This is a genomic window from Urbifossiella limnaea, assembly GCF_007747215.1.
GTDB lineage: Bacteria > Planctomycetota > Planctomycetia > Gemmatales > Gemmataceae > Urbifossiella > Urbifossiella limnaea.
Genome location: NZ_CP036273.1, coordinates 2015303 through 2034649, shown reverse-complemented (window position 1 = coordinate 2034649; position 19347 = coordinate 2015303). Strand labels below are relative to the sequence as shown.

Annotated in this window: 8 protein-coding genes, 2 tRNA genes and 3 rRNA genes; 5 read left to right on the top strand and 8 right to left on the bottom strand. The window is 68.8% G+C overall.

Features of this window, described 5'->3' with window-relative positions:
* Positions 1–69 precede the first annotated feature (69 nt).
* The 3 genes from ETAA1_RS08065 to ETAA1_RS08055 all read left to right on the top strand — a co-directional run bounded on the left by ETAA1_RS08065 (position 70) and on the right by ETAA1_RS08055 (position 7478).
* On the top strand, positions 70–1479 hold the full coding sequence (locus ETAA1_RS08065; RefSeq protein WP_145236083.1) for a hypothetical protein: 1410 nt from the start codon (positions 70–72) through the stop codon (positions 1477–1479).
* Between the two features lie 234 nt (positions 1480–1713).
* Positions 1714–3126 (top strand): hypothetical protein, encoded by a 1413-nt coding sequence (locus ETAA1_RS08060; protein ID WP_145236080.1) that lies wholly within the window; start codon positions 1714–1716, stop codon positions 3124–3126.
* A 233-nt stretch (positions 3127–3359) separates the two neighbouring features.
* Positions 3360–7478, top strand: a complete 4119-nt coding sequence (locus tag ETAA1_RS08055) for a beta strand repeat-containing protein (protein WP_145236078.1) — start codon at positions 3360–3362, stop codon at positions 7476–7478.
* 34 nt (positions 7479–7512) lie between these two features.
* Here the strand turns inward: ETAA1_RS08055 and ETAA1_RS08050 are convergent, their stop codons facing one another.
* The 8 genes from ETAA1_RS08050 to ETAA1_RS08020 all read right to left on the bottom strand — a co-directional run bounded on the left by ETAA1_RS08050 (position 7513) and on the right by ETAA1_RS08020 (position 17750).
* Complete coding sequence (locus ETAA1_RS08050; RefSeq protein WP_145236075.1) at positions 7513–8820, bottom strand: SAM-dependent methyltransferase; 1308 nt, start codon at positions 8818–8820, stop codon at positions 7513–7515.
* Positions 8821–8895: 75 nt separating this feature from the next.
* Entirely contained in the window at positions 8896–11880 is a 2985-nt protein-coding gene (locus tag ETAA1_RS08045; protein WP_145236072.1) for a M1 family metallopeptidase, read from the bottom strand.
* A 63-nt stretch (positions 11881–11943) separates the two neighbouring features.
* Positions 11944–12159 (bottom strand): Trm112 family protein, encoded by a 216-nt coding sequence (locus ETAA1_RS33785; protein ID WP_390621235.1) that lies wholly within the window; start codon positions 12157–12159, stop codon positions 11944–11946.
* Positions 12160–12307: 148 nt separating this feature from the next.
* Positions 12308–13807, bottom strand: a 16S ribosomal RNA gene (locus ETAA1_RS08040).
* A 255-nt stretch (positions 13808–14062) separates the two neighbouring features.
* Positions 14063–14171: ribosomal RNA gene (gene rrf / locus ETAA1_RS08035) — 5S ribosomal RNA — on the bottom strand.
* 165 nt (positions 14172–14336) lie between these two features.
* A 23S ribosomal RNA gene (locus tag ETAA1_RS08030) occupies positions 14337–17104 on the bottom strand.
* A 472-nt stretch (positions 17105–17576) separates the two neighbouring features.
* A tRNA-Ala gene (locus tag ETAA1_RS08025) sits at positions 17577–17649 on the bottom strand.
* 27 nt (positions 17650–17676) lie between these two features.
* Positions 17677–17750, bottom strand: a tRNA-Ile gene (locus ETAA1_RS08020).
* 262 nt (positions 17751–18012) lie between these two features.
* Between ETAA1_RS08020 and prpB the strand changes: the two genes are divergently transcribed.
* Both prpB and ETAA1_RS08010 read left to right on the top strand, forming a co-directional pair.
* Entirely contained in the window at positions 18013–18879 is an 867-nt protein-coding gene (gene prpB, locus ETAA1_RS08015; protein WP_145236069.1) for a methylisocitrate lyase, read from the top strand.
* An 85-nt stretch (positions 18880–18964) separates the two neighbouring features.
* On the top strand, positions 18965–19249 hold the full coding sequence (locus ETAA1_RS08010) for a hypothetical protein (protein WP_145236066.1): 285 nt from the start codon (positions 18965–18967) through the stop codon (positions 19247–19249).
* The last annotated feature ends 98 nt before the right edge of the window (positions 19250–19347 follow it).

Genomic DNA, 19347 nt, shown 5'->3' with positions numbered 1-19347 from the left:
GTTTTCGCCGGTTGCGGCGTAGCGGTGGTGCCCGCTACGCCGCAACCGGCGACGCCCCGAGCCACCGACATGCGCACTGCCCTCGCCGTCCTTCTCGTCGCCGCCGCGCCCGCCGCGGCCGCGCCCGACCTGTCGCCCCGCGACCGCGGCGACCTCGCCGTCCGCGCCCGCGACATCTTGAAGCGCCACTGCGCCGCCTGCCACGGCGACAAGCCGCGCCGCGGCGACGTGTCCGTCCTCGACCACCCGAAACTCACCGCCCCCGCCTACCCCGTCCCGCTCGTCAACCCCGCCGACCCGCCGAAGTCGCTGCTGCTCGACCTGCTCCGCGACGGGTCGATGCCGCCCGGCGGCCGGCCGCGGCCGACGAATGAGGAAATCAAGACGCTAACCGCGTGGGTCACGGCCGGCGCCCCCGGCTACCCGCACACGTTCGACGACCGGTACGCCGCCGACACGGCGTTCGCCGACTGGCGGACGAAGGACGACGCCGACAAGCCGGCGTTGCGCTACCTGTCGCTCGCGCACCTCGTCCGCGACGGTGCCGCGCCGCCGGACCTGCGCGCCGCCGAGGAAAAGCTCCGTGCCGCGCTCCAGCGGGCCAGCGGCAAGGACGTGCCGCTCGTGCCCGCCGACCCCGCCGCGACCGTCTTCCGCCTCGACCTCCGCAACGCCGGATGGGACAAGGGCAAGCTGTTCGACCGGGTCGAGGCCGGCGGCCCGCGCAACAACGCCCACGCGCTCACGGCGTTCGACGTGATCCTGCTGGAGTACCCGGTCGCCGACGCGACGTGGACCGGCGACCTCGGCAAGAACCTGACCCGCCTGACCGGTGTCCGCAAGGTGCCGGTGATCCGCGGCGACTGGCTCGCCGCGGCGCTCGCCCCGACTGCGCCGCTGACGACCGACGTGCGGAAGTTGGTGGAGTTGCTGACGCCGGGCGACCCGCCGTGCGGCCCGCGGCCGGGGCGGTTCTTCGGCGGTCCTGCGGCCGGCCCGCCCGAGTCGTGGTACGGCGCCGACGCCGACGACCCTGCGTTCAAGGCCGAGGTGGTGGTCGGCGAGGGCTTCCAGACGCGGCGGGCGGAGGTGAGGGCGCGCGAGCCGTTCAAGCTCCGCGTGACCGCGACACGGCCGCTGCGGTTGCTGGCGCTTCATGTCCAGTCCGACGGCTACACGAAGGTGCAGGTGCTGGAGCGCACCGCGATCACCGCCGGTGCGACGCTCCTTGGCCCGCGGATGAGTACGCCGTTTTCGGTGACCCCGAGTGGCGACGAAGATTCCAATACGGACTACTTCGTGCTGTTCGCGTCGGACGTCGACGTGCCAGCTCCGACCGTCCTACGGAGTCGCCACAACCCGCTCTGCGAGGACCGCTGGCGGCAGCCGATCTCGCGGTTCCTGTTCGAGCCGGCGGACGCAAAAGCCGACCCGCCGCGGCTGATCCGCCGTGTCGTGCCGGTGACAGTTCAGAAGTAGCGGCCCGCTCACGAGTTCCGGCACGACGCCTTGATTCGATCAGATACTCTTTCGTGTTTCTAGCTCATTGTGTGCACGGACCCCCTGGGGGGGGACTCGTGGACACAATGATCACCACACCTACGACGTAGTTGTGAAGCTGTACCGCCTGTAACACCCCCGAGGCGAAGTACGCTCATTCTCCCTCCGGGCCGGATCGACCGAGCGGGCCGTCCGTGCCGATTCAGCAGGGTGATGCGACGGTTCCGGATTGACCCGCCGGGAGGGGTGGCGATGCAGTTGCGGATGAAGACGGCGGTGCTGGCCTTCTCGCTTCTGCCAGCCGCGGCCCAGGCGCAACCGCTCGACCGGTTGCCGGCGAGCTTCATTTCCGTGTTCGAGCAGGAGGCGCAGCCGAAGCAGCCGCCGGTCGTGCCGAAACAGCCCGACCCCAAGTTGCCCGACCCCAAGCTGCCCGACCCTAAGACGCCGAGCCCGGTCGACCGCCTGTTGCCCCCCGAGTTCGGCCGCCTCACCGAGGCCGGCGGCTTCGCGGCGCGGTCGTACAACGAGAACTTCGACGGCGACAACATCGGCGGCTTCTACCGCCGGACCGTCGTCGTCGGCTACGACCCGGTGACGGTGCCGACCGGTTTCACGCAGCAGATCGTCGGCACGACGCAGCGGCAGGTCGGCACCACGCCGCGGGTGATCGGCTTCAACCGGACGATCGTCATCTCCCAGGAGGGCGGCTCCGGGGGGTCCGGCCAACCGATCGTCATCACCACACCGGTGGTGGTGCAGGACCCGGTGTTCGTACTCGACCCGGTGATCGCAACGACACAGACCACGGGCACGGTCTACGTGCCGCGGACGGCGCAGGTGCTGCTGCCGGCCGCGTCGCGGTACAGCGGCATCCAGATCACCGACAACGACTCGCCGCGGCCGACCGACCGCCTGTACTTCGGGTACCAGTTCTACTCGAACGCCGGCTACTCGCTGAACCCCGACACCGGCGGCTCGGACGTGCAGCGGCAGATGGCCGGGTTCGAGTACACGCTCCTCGACGGCGACGCCTCGATCGGCATGCGACTCCCCTACATCCAGCAGTACGGGCCCGTCGGGTACGCGTCGCAGACCGTGGGCGACCTGTCCGTGCTGTTCAAGTACGCCTTCTACAACGACCTGGAGACCGGCAACCTGGCGTCGGCCGGCCTCGTGGTTACCACGCCGACTGGCGGGGGAGGCGGCGACGTCATTCTCCTGGACGGCTCGGCCGCCCCGCACTCGACGCTGTTCCAGCCGTGGCTCGGGTTCGTGCGGATGTTTGACGCCGGGTACGTGCAGGGGATCACGAACCTGATCGTGCCGACCGACTCGCGCGACCCGACCGTGTACGGGGCGAGCCTGGGCGTCGGCTACTTCGCGTACCAGAACCCGACCGGCATCCTGACCGGCGTCATCCCGCGGGCCGAGGTCCACCTGCGGACGCCGTTCAACCAGCGCGACCCGAACGGCCTGGTGTACTTCCCCGACCAGGTGAACGTGAACGGCGGCCTCACGCTCCGGTTCGGCCGCACGGCCCTGAACGCCGGCGTCAGCGTGCCCGTCGTCGGCCCGCGGCCGTGGGCCGTGGAGGCCATGAGTTTTTTGAACGTCAGCTTCTAACCGGCCGCGGCCCGGCCCCCACCTCAGCCCACCAATCCGAACGCCCTCCCGAGCCGTCGGGATGGTGTCGGCCGGCCCGGTCGCTCCCACCGGCACGCACCCGCGCGGCGCTGCCGGCCGGGCGGGTCGCACCGCCGCCGGCGCCGGACCCCGTCCCGGTTTTCGCCCGCCCGTCGCCCCCGACCGGCTACAGTTGGTAGGCGCCCGTCGCCGGACATCCGAAGGATTTGGCCATGCCCCCGCGTCCGCTCGCCCGCCCGTTCCGCGTCGAACCGCTCGAAGACCGCGTCACCCCGACCGTCACCACCGACTTCACCGCCGGCACCCTGACCGTCACCCTCGGCACCGCCGGCGACGCCGCCACGGTCACCGGGACGGGCACGGGCGCCGACCTGTCGGTGGCCGGCACCGGGCTGGCGGCGACGGCGTTCCCCGGCGTGACCGCGCTCGTCGTCGTGGACGGCGGCGGGGGCGGCAGTCAGTCCGTGACCTTCGATGACGCCGGCAGCGGGACGGGGATCAACCTCGCCGGCGCCATCTCCGTCAACGGCGTCGAGTCGGTGCGGGTGGCGACGCTGAACGTCAACCTGCGGGCGCTGTCTTTCGGCGTCGAGAACGCGCTGACGGGCGTGACGCTGGTGGCCGGCGTGACGACGACCGGCGACTCCGGGCAGGTGTACCGTGCCCCCGTGACGGTCGGCGACCCACTCGTGCCGACCGTCACCGGCGTGACGCTGGACGCGGGCGCGGCCGGCGGCGTCGAGTTCGCGCAGACGGTGAACGGGGCCACGGCCGACGCGTACAGCCTGACGGTGAACGCGGGGTCGGCGACGAAGCCGACGCAGTTCGGCGGCCAGGTCGGCGGCACGGCTCGGCTCACCACGCTCACGACGGACGCGGCGGGGTTCACGCTGTTCGCCGCGAACGTGACGACCCGCGACACGCAGACCTACAACGACCCCGTCCGTGTCGGAGGCACCTCCGCCGTGCCGGTGAGCACGGTCATCTTCTCGTCGTCGGCCGGCGGCGTGTCGTTCCTCGGCACGCTCGACACGGCGGCCACCGCCGCGAGTCCGGTCAGCGTCGTGGTGAACGCGGCGCTACAGACCCGCTTCGCCGCCGAGGTCGGCGGCCTGTCCCGGCTCGCCTTCCTGACCACCGACGCCGGCGCCGGCAGCAGCACGGAGATCGGCGGGAACGTCACCACGACTGGCAACCAGACCTACGGCGACGCCGTGACCGTGGCGGGGGCGGCCGTGACTCTGTTCTCGTCGGCCAACGGCGCGATCGCGTTCAACAGCACGCTGTCCGGGGCCGTCGCCGACACCACCGCCCTCACGGTGAACACGGGCGGGCAGACCTCGTTCGCCGGTGACGTGGGCGGCACCCGGCTGCTGAGCCTGACGACCGACGCCGCGGGGGCCACGACCGTCGGCGCCGGCGGCCCGCTCGTCCTCGTCACCACGTCCGGCGGGCAGACGTTCAACGACGCCGTGACCGTGAACGGCGACGCCGTGCGGTTCGAATCGACGAACACGGGCGACATCAAGTTCGCGTCCGCCTTCAACGGCGCGAGCGCCGGCGCCTCCGCGCTGACCGTGACGACGGCGGGCACGACCACGTTCGGCCTCGGCGCCGGGGCGACGACGCGGCTGCTGAGCCTGACGACCGACCCGCTCGGCACCACCGTGCTCGGCGGGTCGGTGACGACGAACGGTACGCAGTTGTACGGCGACCCGGTGACGGTGACGCCGGGCACGGGCGTGACGACGGTGACGCTGTCGAACACGGCGGCGGCGGGGGCACCGATCCAGTTCGGCGGCACGATCACCGGCGCGGCGGCGGTCCCGGTCGTGATCCAGGCCGCGGGGAACGTGGTGCTCGGCGGGGCCGTGACGCTGTCGGCGGCGGGGTCGGCGTTCACGGCGCAGGCGGGGACCTCGGCGACCGGGCAGGTGCAGTTCACCACCCCGAACACCCTGGTCCGGGCCGACAGCCAGACGTACCGCGCGGGCAACGGCCCGGGCGGGCTGACGACCGCGACCGTGAACCTCCTCGCCGCCACGCCGCAGTTGCGGAACGCGGCCGGCTCCGCCGCCCCGGTCGCGTTCGTGATGCGGCAGGACGAATCGATCACCGACGCGTCGCTGCCGGCGGCGAGCCAGTTCGGCGGCACCTTTCCGGGCTCCGTCTCGCTCGTGTCCGACGACGGTTCGCTGACGCTGGCGAGCAGCAGCATTGCCGGGGCGCAGACGACCGACGTGCTGCTGTCCGCCGACGACGCGGTGACGCTCGACACGGCCGTGTCGGCGCCGACAGGCACGGTGCGGCTGAACTCCGTGACCGGCGCCGTGACGCAGGGCGCCGCGGGGGCGATCACCGCCGCCGCACTCGGCGCGCGGGCGGCGACGGGCGTGACTTTGAACGCCGCGCCGAACGCGGTCGGGCTCGTCGCGGCGCGGTCGGCCGCGGGCGCGATTGCGTACGCGACGGCGACACCGGTCACCGTCGGCACAGTCGCGGCAGACCCGCGCACCGGCCTGTTCTCGCTGACGAGCGGTCTACAAACGACGGGCGCCGCGGTGGACGTGAGCGCGGCCGGGTCGAGCGCGCTCGACCTGACGATCTCCGGGCCGCTGGCCGGCAGCGCGGTGACCGCCACCGGCGGCGGCGGGGACGACCGCGTGACGGTGAACTACTCACTCGGCGGCAGCCTGCCGAACGGGCTGACGTTCACCGGCGCCGGCGGTACCGACACGCTGGTGCTCACGGACGTCGGCGCGACCGCGGCCCACACGTACACCGTGAATGGTACCGTCGTCCGCGACTCGGCCCCGGCCATCACCCTGTCGGGCGTCGAGGCGGTGTCGCTCACCGGCGGCGACGCGGCCGACACGTTCGCCGTCACGCCGGACGCGAACTACACCGTCGCCGTCGCGGCCGGCAACCCGGTCACCGCCAGTGGCGACTCGATGACGGTAAACCTGACCGGCACCACGGCCCCGGCCCTGACGGCGACGAAGACGGCCTCCGGCCTCCAGGGTTCCGCGGCGTTCGGCAACCGGCAGACGGTCACGTTCTCCGGCGTCGAGTCGCTCGCGCCGTCGGCGGACCTGCGCGTCAGCATGTCCGGCCCGACGGAGGTCCGCAGCGGCGAGACGGGTACGTACACCGTCACCGTCATCAACGCCGGCCCGGCCGCCGTGACCGGCGTGCCGCTGACCGACGTGATTCCGGCCGGCCTGAGCGCGACGTGGACCGCGACGGCGACCGCGGGTTCGTCCGTCGCCGCGGCCGGCGGCAGCGGCGACATCGACACCACCGCCGACATCGCCGTCGGTGGCACGGTGACGATCACGCTGAGGCTCACCGTTTCGGGCTCCGCCCGCGGCACGGTCACGAACACGTTCACGGCCGGAAACGCGGCGACGGTCTTCGAACTCGACCCGTCGAACAACGCGGCCTCGACGACGATCACGACCGGGACGACGGACATTGTCGGCGTCGGGGCCGGGCCGGGCGGCGGGCCGGTGGTCGTGGCGTACGACCCGGACGGCACCGAGCGCTTCCGCAAGTTCGCGTTCGACACGGCCTACAGCGGCGGGGTCACCGTCGCCACCGGCGACATCACCGGCGACGGGTTCGAGGACGTCGTCGCCGGGTCGGCCGTAGGCGCGTCGCGGATCACCGCGTTCGACGGCCGCACGGGCGCGGAGCTGGCCACGTTCTTCGCCTTCCCCGGCTTCACCGGCGGCGTGAACGTCGCCGTCGCCGGCGGGAAGATCGTCGCCGGCGCGGGGGTCGGCGGCGGGCCGGTCGTGGCCCTGTTCACGCTCGGCATCGGCGGCGTGACGGAGGTGACGCGCTTCCTGGCCTTCGGCGCCGACTTCCGCGGCGGCGTCCAGGTCGGCGGGTCGGAGAACCTGCTCGTGGTGGGCGCCGGCCCCGGCGGCGGCCCGCACGTGAAGGTCTTCGACGCCGCGACGCTGGCCCAGCGGACGAGCTTCTTCGCCTTCCCGGTCGGCAGTACCGACGGCGTGACGGTAGCAGTCGGTGGCACGGCCACCGCCCCGACGATCCTGGTGGGCTCGGGCCTCGGCTCGGTGCCGGTCGCGGTGACGTTCGACGCCAACACGCTGCAGCAGGTGGGCAGCTTCCAGGCGTTCGAGAGCACGTTCCGCGGCGGCGTCCGCGTCGCGGCCGGTGGCATCGTGAGCGGCAAGCAGACGACGGTCGTCGCGCCCGGCGGCGGCGGGTCGAGCCGCGTCCGCATCCTGGCCGTGGACAACACGCCGGTGCGCGACTTCTTCGCGTTCGAGTCGGCGTTCACCGGCGGTGTGTACGTCGGGTAGCCACGCGAGGCCCGGGGGCGACGCCCCCGGGCTTTCAGCCCGCTCCCCCCGCGTACCAGTCGTCGCGCGTCGGCGGCAGGCCCGCGGTGCCGTCGGCGGTCGGCTTCACGAACAGCACCTGGTTCAGCTGGTACGTCCCGGCATCGAACCCCATGCCGGCCCCGGCCATGTACAGCCGGTAGATGCGGTACGTCGCCTCGTCGGTGATGCGGACCACCGCGTCGCGGTTCGCCTCCAGGTTCCGCACCCAGGCGTGCAGCGTCCGCGTGTAGTGCTCGCGGATGTTCTCCACGTCCCGCGCTTCGAGCCCGGCCCGGGCAGCCTCTCCGACCACGAACGGCAGCGTCTGCAGGTCGCCGTTCGGGAACACGTACTTCCGCGCGAACGCCGTCCAGCGCGGGAACGGCGTATGCGGCCGCAGGTTGACCGCGTGGTGCAGGTACACGCCGCCCGGCTTCAGCGCCCGGCCCACCGCCCGCATGTACGTCGGCAGGTTGCGGTTCCCCACCTCCTCCGTCATGCCGATGCTGGAGACGGCGTCGAACTCGGCGTCGTACTTCATGTCGCGGTAGTGGCAGAACTCGATCGAGATGCGGTCGGCCAGGCCCGCGTCGCGGTTCGCCTTCAGTGCCCACTCGGCCTGCTCGCCCGCAAGCGTGACGCCGACGCCGGTGACGCCGTAGTGCTGCACCGCGTGTCGAAGCAGGCCGCCCCACCCGCAGCCGACGTCGAGCAGCCGCTGCCCGGGCCGCAACCGCAGCTTCCGGCACACGTGGTCGAGCTTCTGCCGCTGGGCGTCGTCGAGGGTGTCGGTCGGCGTACGGAAGTAGGCGCACGTGTAGACCATCGTCGGGCCGAGGAACAGGCGGTAGAAGTCGCCCGGCCGGTCGTAATGGATGCTGATGCCGCGCCGGTCGGCGTCGTTACTCTGGTCGCCGCTGCGCGGCCGGCCGATCTTCGACACGTCGCGCGGGTTCCGCTGCTTCGGCAATTTCACGAGAAGGGAAAGCGTGCGGAGCTTTGCCGGCAGCGACAGGCCGTTCATCACGCCGACGAGGTGCCGGAGCCAGCCGACGAACGCGATCACGTCGCCCTCGACGTCGAAGTCGTCGAAGACGTAGGACTCGCCGAGGCCGACGCGGTCGAACGGCCAGAACATGGCGCGGGCCGCGCCGGCGTGCTTGAGCACCATCGTGAACGCCGCCGGCGGGCCGACCTGCCACGTCCGGCCGGTCCAGAACCGCGCCGCGACGCCGCCGGAGAAGCCCTTCGACAGCGCCTCCAGCACGCGGACCGCGGCGTCAACTGCGGCGGCGTCCGACCCGTTCGCCGGCGTACCCATGCGCCACCCCGCGAGGCTTCGGAAACCCTCAGCCTAGCGACCGCGGCGGCCACGGCCAACACGCCCAAATCGGGATCAGAACGCTTGTTGAACGCCGAACCAGAACTGGAACGGGGTGGCGTCGTTGACCGTCTTCGCCACGTCGAAGCGGAACGACATGCGCTCCAGGAAACTGAAAAACGCCACGTCCGCGCGCAGGCCGGCGCCGAGCGCGTGGGCCACGCCGCCGACGCTCCGACCGCCGACGCCGATGTCGCCCACGTCGTAGAACGCCACGGCCATCAGTCCGCGGACGCCGATGGTGTGGTCGAGGGCGTCCCACTCCACGTGTCGGATCATCGGGAGTCGGAGCTCCGCGTTGGCGACCCACAGCGCACTCCCCTGCCGCTGGGCCAGGTCATAGCCGCGGTACAGTGTGCCGCCGCCGAGGGCGAAGAACTGGCCGCGGTCCGGGAACGCCATCATGCCGACGGCCCGTCCCGCCAGCCGCAGGCCGCCGACCTCATCCGGCAGCGAGTAGACGCCGGCCAACTCCACCCGGCCCTGCGCCATGCCGGTCCAGTCAGGCACCTGCGCCTGCCCGCCGGCGACCATCACGTCCACCCAGCCACCGGACTCGGGATTCCAGTACGGCGCGTACAGGTTGCCGCGCAGGTGCCAGCCGACGTTCCACGTCGCGTCCGGCCGCACGGCGTCCGCCGAGGTGGTGCGGGCGTATGGGAGGAAGTTGTCGGAGTACACGGTGTACGCCTCGTGGTACAGCGCCGGCGGCAGGTACAGGCTCGACCCCTGTTGCAGCACCCACCGGTAGTACGCCGACGCCCGCTGCGGCCCGCCGCTGCCGTCGGTGTCGCCGTACGGGCCGCCGACGCGACGCTCGTAGTTGAAGCCGATCTCGGCCATCTCCAGCGGGATCGTCAGGTCGGCGCCGGCGACCAGGTCGCGGTAGTCGGTGCGGTACGCGCCGTAGACGCCGCCGCGGGCCACGTTCGGCCGGTTCGCCCCCACCCGCAGCCCGGCCATCGTCGAGCGCGTGTACCACGGGTCCGGGTACGACACGCCCCACACCCACGGCCCCGCGGTGATGTTCCAGCGGTCGTAGTCGCTGGTCAGGTCGGTCTCGTCGAGCATCGAGTACAGCGGCGTCACGCGGACGGTGTACTCCGGCCGCCAGCGGTTGTTACCGGGCTCGGCGTCGAGCAGCACGCGGTCCGGGTCCACCTCCACCTGCGTCGGCTCGGCCGGGAGGCGCGTCGAGATTTCCCACCGGTTGCCGCCGAGCGGCTTCACCGCCGCCCCGTCGGGGAGTAGCATCGGCGCGTCCGCGGCCGGCAGAGGCACCCGTACCACACGCCCGCCGGGGAGGGTAAAGCCGACCACCGTCGGCTCGCTGAACTCGCGGCTCTGCCGCACCACGACCGTCACGTCGCTGCTCGACCCGACGCGCGGCCCCGGTGAAGAAACCGTACTCACGGACTCGACGGCCCAGTCGGTGAGCCCGCGGCCGTAGACCCAGCGGTCGAAGAACTCGCCCCAGTCGCGGCCGGTGTACGCCTCCAGTTCCGCGCGCAGGTCGGCGGCCTGGAGCACGCGCCAGCGGTACTTCGCCACCAGCCCGCGGGTGAAGTCGAGGAACGCGGCCTCGCCGAGCCGGTCCTCGATCATGCCGAACACCTTCGAGCCGCGGTCGTACGCCCCGGTGAACAACCGGCTGAGGTGGCCGTACTCGGCGAGCGGCTGCGCGGCCGGCTGCATGTGCCCGTTCCGGATTGCGGTCTGTTGCGAGCTGTACCGGTAGTTGTCGCGACGGATGTTCGGCATCCAGTCCAGGCCGGCGGGCCACTCCGCGAAGGCGTTGTTCTTGCCGCGCTTGAAGTCGACGTAGCGGTGGGTGAAGTGGACCGCCGCGCCCTCGTCCATGAAGGGCTCGGTGTACCCGTTCGTGCCGACGAGGTTGTACCACCACTGGTGGCACGTCTCGTGCGCGAGTAGGTACTCGACGTACCCGCGCATCAGCCGCGGCATCGCCATCACCCGCTCGTCCACCATCACCAGACCGGCGCACTCGTTGCCGTTCCACCCGAAGTACGACTCGGCCAGTGTGAACTGCTCGTGCGGGAACGGGCCGAGCCAGTCGGAGAAGACCGGTATCGCCTCGGCGACGGTCTTCAGGATTTCGTTGGCGTACCACTCGTGTTCGGCGAACGCGAAGCACCGCAGCGGCAGCGTGCGGCCGTCCGGCAGCTGCGTCGTCGCGCGGAACTCGCGGTAGCGCTTGCTGGCCAGGAACGAGAAGTCGCGGCCGACGAACGGGCGAAATTCGACCGTGCGCCAGCCGTCCGCGACGGTCTCGGCCTTCGCCACCGCGGGGCAGACGAGTGTCTCGTCGGCGGGGAGCGTGATGCGGGCGGTGAAAACGCCGGCCTCGTTGAACCACGGCTGGTGCCACGGCACGAACGGCATCGGACGCCAGCCGGTGTCATCACAGTATGCCAGCAGCGGAAGCGCGTTCGTAAGGAACGTGACACCCTGCCAGTGGCCCCAGCGGCCCTGCTTGTTCGGGAGCTGCAACCCGATGCCGAGCTCGACTGTTACCGTCTCCCCAGGGGCGACCGGATGGGGGAGCGGGACGCGAAGCGTGGTGCGGTTCGCGACGTCGTACTCGAAGCGGAGAGCAACCGGCGCGACGACCTGCCGCCCGGACTGGGCGACGAGCACGGCATCGGTGAAGCGGCCGGGGTGGCCCTTACGGTCGAGCCCTTGCGAGGGCGGGACGCGGAGCATCTCCAGCGTGTTCGCAAACAGCCGCTCGTCGCCCGGAGGGATCGTGTAGTGCGGGTAGAAGTTGAACGCCAGGTCGGCGACGGCCCGCTTGGTGGTGTTCGTCCAAGTGACGCGCTGCCGGACCCCGGCCGTGTGGGCGACCGTGTCGAGGCGCACGGCCACCTCGTAGCGCGGCAACTGCGCCGGCAACTCGGCTGCGTGTGCGACCGTGCCGTTCAAGACCGCGGTGGCCAGGAAGGCAGGGACGAGACGAGATGTAACATCCGACAACCTCACGGCACCTCTCGGAGCGCGAAGAAGGGTCGGACGGTAATAGCAACGGCCGCGGATTCCGCCAGATCAACCCGGACCGCGACGACGACACGGCAGTCGGTCGAAAGACCTTACGCCGGCGGGCAGCTCGCCCTCGTCGGGGACCAGTATCGGCAGGCCGTTCCTGATGGGGAACCTGACGTGGCACCCCGAGCAGACGAGAACCTGCTGGTCGCGGCTGAGAGTGGCCTGACGTCGGGGGTCGAGCGGACAGCGGAGGAGTGCGAGAACGGCGTCGTCCATGGGGACAGCGTATCAAAACACCGACACCCCGCCCACTTGCGCGGGCGGGGTGTCGTGAGTCGATGACGGGTGTGTGGTGGTGTGGTGTGGGTCGGGGGCATGGCTGCTCTCGGGGGGTGACCCCGGGCAGCGTGTGTGTCATCCTTAGAAAGGAGGTGATCCAACCGCAGGTTCCCCTACGGTTACCTTGTTACGACTTAGTCCCAATCAGGAAGTCCGTCTTCGGCGCCGCGAGGCGACTTCGGACGTCCCTCCCTTTCGTGGCTTGACGGGCGGTGTGTACAAGGCTCAGGAACACATTCACCGCGGTGTTGCTGACCCGCGATTACTAGCGATTCCGGCTTCACGCAGGCGGGTTGCAGCCTGCGATCTGAACTGGGGCGTGCTTTCGGGGGTCGGCTTCTACTCGCGTAGTCGCGTCCCTCTGTCCACGCCATTGTAGCACGTGTGCAGCCCTGGGCATAAAGGCCATGAGGACTTGACGTCATCCCCACCTTCCTCCGGTTTGACACCGGCAGTCCCCCTAGAGTGCCCCTTGCGGGTTGCAACTAAGGGTAAGGGTTTCGCTCGTTATGGGACTTAACCCGACATCTCACGACACGAGCTGACGACAGCCATGCAGCACCTGTGGCAGCTTCCGGGTTGGATACCGTTCGTTCCCGTTTCCGGGTCCTACCTGCTGCCTCTTTCGAACATGTCAAGCCCAGGATAAGGTTCTTCGCGTAGCCTCGAATTAAGCCACATGCTCCACCGCTTGTGTGAGCCCCCGTCAATTCCTTTGAGTTTCAGCCTTGCGACCATACTCCCCAGGCGGAGAACTTAGCACTTTGGCTGCGGCAGTAACCCCATGCCAGGGCTACTACCCAGTTCTCATCGTTTAGGGCCAGGACTACCGGGGTATCTAATCCCGTTCGCTCCCCTGGCTTTCGCGCCTCAGCGTCAGAGAGGGTCCAGCGTGCCGCCTTCGCCACCGGAGTTCCTGTGGATCTCAACGCATTTCACCGCTCCACCCACAGTTCCGCACGCCCCTACCCCCCTCGAGGCCGCCCGTACCCGGGGCCGTTCTCCGGTTGAGCCGGAGGATTTCACCCCGGACGCGGCAGCCCGCCTACGCGCCCTTTAAGCCCAGTGATTCCGAACAACGTTCGCTCGGTTCGTCTTACCGCGGCTGCTGGCACGAACTTAGCCCGAGCTTCCTCCAGGGATGGATCCGCCTTGCGGCTTTCTCCCCCTCGACAGGGCTTTACAACCCGAAGGCCTTCGTCGCCCACGCGGCATCGCTCGGTCAGGCTTGCGCCCATTGCCGAAGATCCTCGACTGCAGCCACCCGTAGGTGTCTCGCCAGTGTCTCAGTGCGAGTGGCGCGGGTCGTGCTCTCACACCCGCTAGACATCTCCGCCTTGGTGGGCCGTCACCCCGCCAACTAGCTAATATCACGTGGGCCCCGCCCGTGGCGCCGGAGCTTTGCTCTCCCGAGGTCATCCGGTATTACCCCGCCTCTCGGCGGGCTATCCCGGACCACGGGGTGGGTACCCACGCCTTACTGCCCCTTACGCCGGTTCCCCCCATTGCTGGGGATTCCCGCGACTTGCATGCCTCATCCATGCCGCCAACGTTCGTTCTGAGCCAGGATCAAACCCTTCAAGAGTGTTTGCTAACTCGCCGAAGCGAGTCCTGTCTCAAGTCCATCAGCCGCCGGCCGAACCGACCGGTTAACAACTACCAACGACCCTCGCGGGCCATCCATAGCAGAGATCGGTCGGCCCTCCAGCGGCCAAATCCCGACCCCCACCACACCACCACACACTTGTCAAAGATCGGTGTGAGACGTTGCCGTCTCACATCCACCCTCGCGGGTGTCGTCAGTTACTCGACCGGGCGTCACCGGGAGCAACTCATATTATGCCGGCGATGACCTACTCTCGCGCTGGACGCACTACCATCGGCCCCGGGTGCTTATCGGCCGTGTTCGGGATGGGAACGGGAGTTTCCACCCGGGCATGGTCACCGGCAGTTCGGGTGCGACCGGCGCCCGCCCCCGGGTAGGGGGTGGGGCGCCGCCCGCGTGTACGGGAGGCATCGTGGTGATGCGGGGCGGTGTGGCGTGTGTGCTTCAACTACCGTGCACCGGCGGCCGAGGCCTCTACCTCCGGGCTGTCCCGGGGGGGAGGGGCGGTGCGGCCAAACGGTCGGCTGTTAGTACCGGTCGGCTGAGCGTGTCGCCACGCTTGCACGTCCGGCCTATCGACCCGGTCGTCTCCCGGGAGCCTTCATCTTACGAACCGAGACCTGATCTTGGGGGGAGTTTCACGCTTATATGCCTTCAGCGTTTATCCGTTCCGCACGTGGCTACCCGGCGGTACCGCTAGCGCGATAACCGGCACACCAGGGGTGCGTCCCTCCCAGTCCTCTCGTACTAGGGAGGAAGCCCCGCGAGTCTCGTCCGCCCGCAGCAGATAGGGACCGACCTGTCTCACGACGGTCTAAACCCAGCTCACGTACCACTTTCATCGGCGAACAGCCGAACCCTTGGGAGCTTCTCCACCCCCAGGACGTGATGAGCCGACATCGAGGTGCCAAACCTCCTCGCCGCTATGAACGCTCAGAGGAGATAAGCCTGTTATCCCCGGAGTACCTTTTATCTGTTGAGCGACGGCCCTTCCATCCGGGACCGCCGGATCACTAACCCCTGCTTTCGCACCTGCTCGCCCCATCGGGCTCGCAGTCAAGCCCCCTTCTGCGTTTGCGCTCGAGGCCCGATTGCCGACCGGGCTGAGGGGACCGTTGGGCTCCTCCGTTACCGTTTGGGAGGAGATCGCCCCAATCAAACTGCCCACTTAGCACGGTCCCCGGCCGGGGTTCACCGGACCGGGTTAGAATTCAAGCACGGCAAGGGTGGTGTTTCATCGACGGCTCCCCCCGCTCCGAGAAGCGGGGTTCACGGCCTCCCACCTACGCTACGCATGCCGGGCCTAAACCCAATACCAAGCTGCAGTTAAGGTTCACGGGGTCTTTCCGTCTAGCTGCGGGTATGTCGCATCTTCACGACAACTACAGTTTCACCGAGTCTCTCGTGGAGACAGTGGTCCAGTCGTTACGCCATTCATGCAGGTCGGAACTTACCCGACAAGGAACTTCGCTACCTTAGGACCGTCATAGTTACGGCCGCCGTTTACCGGAGCTTCGGTCGCCAGCTTCGCCCTTGCGGGCTAACCGCCTCCCTTAACTTACCGGCACCGGGCAGGCGTCAGTCTGTATACCGCGGCTCACGCCTTCGCACAGACCTGTGTTTTTAGTAAACAGTCGCTAGACCCTTTTCGCTGCGGCTCACCCGGAGGTGAGCGCCCCTTATCCCGAAGTTACGGGGCCAATTTGCAGAGTTCCTTCACGAGAGTTCTCTCGAGCGCCTTGGAATACTCATCCCACCCACCTGTGTCGGTTTTGGTACGGTTTCCGCGCGGCACTTCTTGCCGGCGGGGTCCGGGATATCGGGGTCTTAATCGCCCTGAGGCAATCTGATAAGCCTGCACCCTTTCCCCACCGGGTTAAACCGCACGGGAGCGCAGGAATATTAACCTGCTCCCCGTCCCCTACGCCTCTCGGCCTCGGGTTAGGCACCGGCTGACCCTGGGCGGATTTACCTTCCCCAGGAAACCTTAGGTTTACGGCGGACGGGATTCTCACCCGTCTTATCGTCTACTCGTTCCGGCATAATCACTTGCACGCGCTCCACGACCCGTTGTCCGTATCGCTTCGCCGCACGTGCAACGCTCTCCTACCGCGTGTAGTAAACTACACACCCGCCGCTTCGGCATGACGCTTGAGTCCCGTTCATTATCGGCGCGGAACCCCTCGACCGGTAAGCTATTACGCACTTTTTAAATGGTGGCTGCTTCTAAGCCAACATCCCGGCTGTCCTCGGGGTTCGACCTCCTTTCGCACTGAGCGTCATTCGGGGGCCTTAGCGGGCGGTCCGGGCTGTTCCCCTCTCGGCCCTGGAGATTGTCCCCCAGAGCCTAGCTGCCGGGCCTTGTATAGTGGTATTCGGAGTTTGGCTCCGACGGGTAGCCGGGTAGGCCCCCGTTCGGAATCAGTCGCTCTACCCCCACTACCAACTAGCCCGACGCTAACCCTAAAGTTATTTCGGAGAGAACGAGCTATCTCCACGTTTGATTAGACTTTCACTCCCCCGCCCGGCTCATCCCCGAGTTTTTCAACACTCGTGAGTTCGGTCGTCCAGTGGGTGTTACCCCACCTTCGTCCTGGCCGGGCGTCGGTCACGTGGTTTCGCGTCTGCCGCCGACGACCCAACGCCCCGTTGGGACTCGGTTTCCCTGCGGCTGCGGGCCAAAGGCCCTTAACCATGCCGCCGACGGCAAGTCGCCGGATCATTATGCAAAAGGCACGCAGTCAGGCATGCGGTTGCCCGCGTAGCCCTCCTACCGCTTGTAGGCGTGTGGTTTCAGGTTCACTGTCCTCCCCTCTCGGGGTTCTTCCCATCGTTCGCTCGCGCTACTCTACGCTATCGGTCGCCGGGGAGTATTTAGCCTTGCGGGATGGTCCCCGCGGATTCGGACCCACTTCCACGTGTTGGGTCGTACTCAGGATCCCACCCGGCCGGTCTCGCGTTCGCGTACGGGGCTTTCACCCTGTGTCGCCGGCGGTTCCACGCCGTTCCGCTTGCGGTTCCGGTCCTACTGGTGGTCCTACAACCCCGTGAGGTTACCCCCACGGTTTGGGCTCGTCCGCGTTCGCTCGCCGCTACTGACGGAATCGAGGTTTCTTTCTCTTCCTGGGGGTAATGAGATGTTTCAGTTCCCCCCGTTGGCTCGGGTACCCCGGGATCAGAGCCCACTTGACGGCTCCCCCGGGCGTTTCGCCGCCTGTCGCGCCCTTGAGCCTCCCGGCGCCAAGACATCCCCCACACGCCCTTACTAGCTTGGCCGCACCGCCCCAACCCCCGAGCCGTCTCGGGTCGAATCGGGGCGGCGTATCCTCTCGCCACAACACAGTCATGGCGGATGAGTTTGCACCAACTCCAAGGCCTCGGTCACCAAACACTGTAGTCGTCGCACACACTTCACCGCCCGGCCCACCGCCCGCAGCAACACCGCCCCACACCCTCGCGGGTGAAAAGCCGTGCGGCCGCGAACCCGGACCGGGCTCGCCTCGCATCACCACGTTGCCAAAGACCGTGGCCTTTCGGCCCGCAGACTCCTCCCGGAGCCTGCACTGTCGCTAGGACCGACTGACTAGCTTTTGCTGGGCCAGTCTATCAGTCGCTTGCGAAGTACACTTTATTGGCGAGTCACCGGGGAGTCAACGACCGCGGAGGAATTTTTTCGCCGTTCCTTCGCGGAGCCCTCACCCGTCGCCAACACATATTCGTCGGGGCAGGCGCTCGAATTCAACCCGAGTGGAGAAGACGGGACTCGAACCCGTAACCCCCTGCTTGCAAAGCAGGTGCTCTACCAATTGAGCTACATCCCCGCCCGGCCCGCCCGCCCCCGTTGTGAGTGCGCGTACTTGGATTCGAACCAAGGACCTCAGCTTTATCAGAGCTGCGCTCTAGCCAACTGAGCTATACGCGCGGGCCACACCGCCCCGTGAAACGCAGAAGCCAAACCTTTCGGTTTGGCTCCAACCGACACCGAATTCGGTCGGAAGGAGTCACCCGCCCTGCGGCGGGATCGCCGTCGTAATCCGAATCGGGCAAGCGGCCATGCACGCACCTCACGGGGTGGATTGCACCGAGGGATTATAAGTGCCCCCCCGGGCGTGTCAACTCGGACCGCGGATTTTTCGCGCCCGCAGGTTCGCTATGCTGGCCTCAACCACCCACGAGGGCACGTCATGGCCGCGACCGCCGGGCTCGCACTCCGCCAGCTGTGGGCCGCCGGCCCCGTGGCCGTGCCGGGCGTCTTTAACCCGCTCACCGCACGGCTCGCCGAGCGCGTCGGCTTTCGCGCCGTCTACATGTCGGGCGGTGCGCTTTCGGCCGGGAACGGCGTCCCCGACATCGGCCTCCTCGGCGTCACCGAGTTCGTGCAGGCCGCGCAGCTGACCGCACAGGCGACCACGCTGCCGCTGCTGTGCGACGCCGACACGGGCTTCGGCGAGACGCTGAACGTCGAGCGCACGGTCCGCCTTTTTGAGGCCGCCGGGGTCGCCGGGGTTCACCTCGAAGACCAGGTCATGCCGAAGCGCTGCGGGCACCTCGCCGGCAAGTCGCTCGTGGACGCGGACGTGATGGCGGCCAAGGTTCGCGCCGCCGTCGCCGCCCGGCGCGACGCGTCGTTCGTGGTCATGGCGCGGACCGACGCCCGCGGCGTCACCGGCTTCGACGACGCCGTCCGCCGCGCGAAGCAGTACCTCGCCGCGGGCGCGGACGCCATCTTTCCCGAGGCACTGGAGACGGCCGAGGAATTCGCCCGCTTCGCCGCGGAAGTGAAGGCGCCGCTTCTGGCCAACATGACCGAGTTCGGCAAGAGCCCGAACCTGAGCGTCGCCGAGTTGGGGGCGATGGGGTACGCGATGGTGCTGTTCCCGCTCACGGCGTTCCGCGTGGCGATGAAGGCGGCCGAGGAGGCGTTGAAGGAACTGCACGCGGCCGGGCACCAGCGGGATTTGCTTCCGCGGATGCAGACGCGGGCCGAGTTGTACGACGTCCTCGATTACCCCGGCTACGAGGCCCGGGACCGCGGCTACCTCCGCGGCTGAGCGGCATACCATTCGCATTCTCCGGCGGCGACCGTCGGGCGGTCGTGACACCGTCCGACAACACATCCGAACGGGAGAATTCGTCGTGGCCACAACCACCATCGGCCGCACCGCCCCGCAGGGCGGCGAGGCGCTTCGGCACTCCGAAGGTCCGGTCGCGCGGAACATCGAGGAGTACACGGCCCGGCTGCCGTCGGACGTGTTCCTGTGGGCCGGCGGGGCGTCGATCGTCGCCTCGGCGACGCTCCACCTCCTCGGCCGCAAGGACGATGCGCAGTTCGTCGGCCACTGGGCGCCGACCCTGCTCATCCTGGGGCTGTACAACAAGCTCGTGAAGGTCGCCGGGTCGGACCGCGTCCACGGCGGGTGACCAAGCCCCTCGATCCCGCGATCGTGGTTCCGGCACGATCCGCGGCCTGTCCCAGAAACCCGACCAAACACACTCGCCCTGGGTCCAGTGTGGTCGCG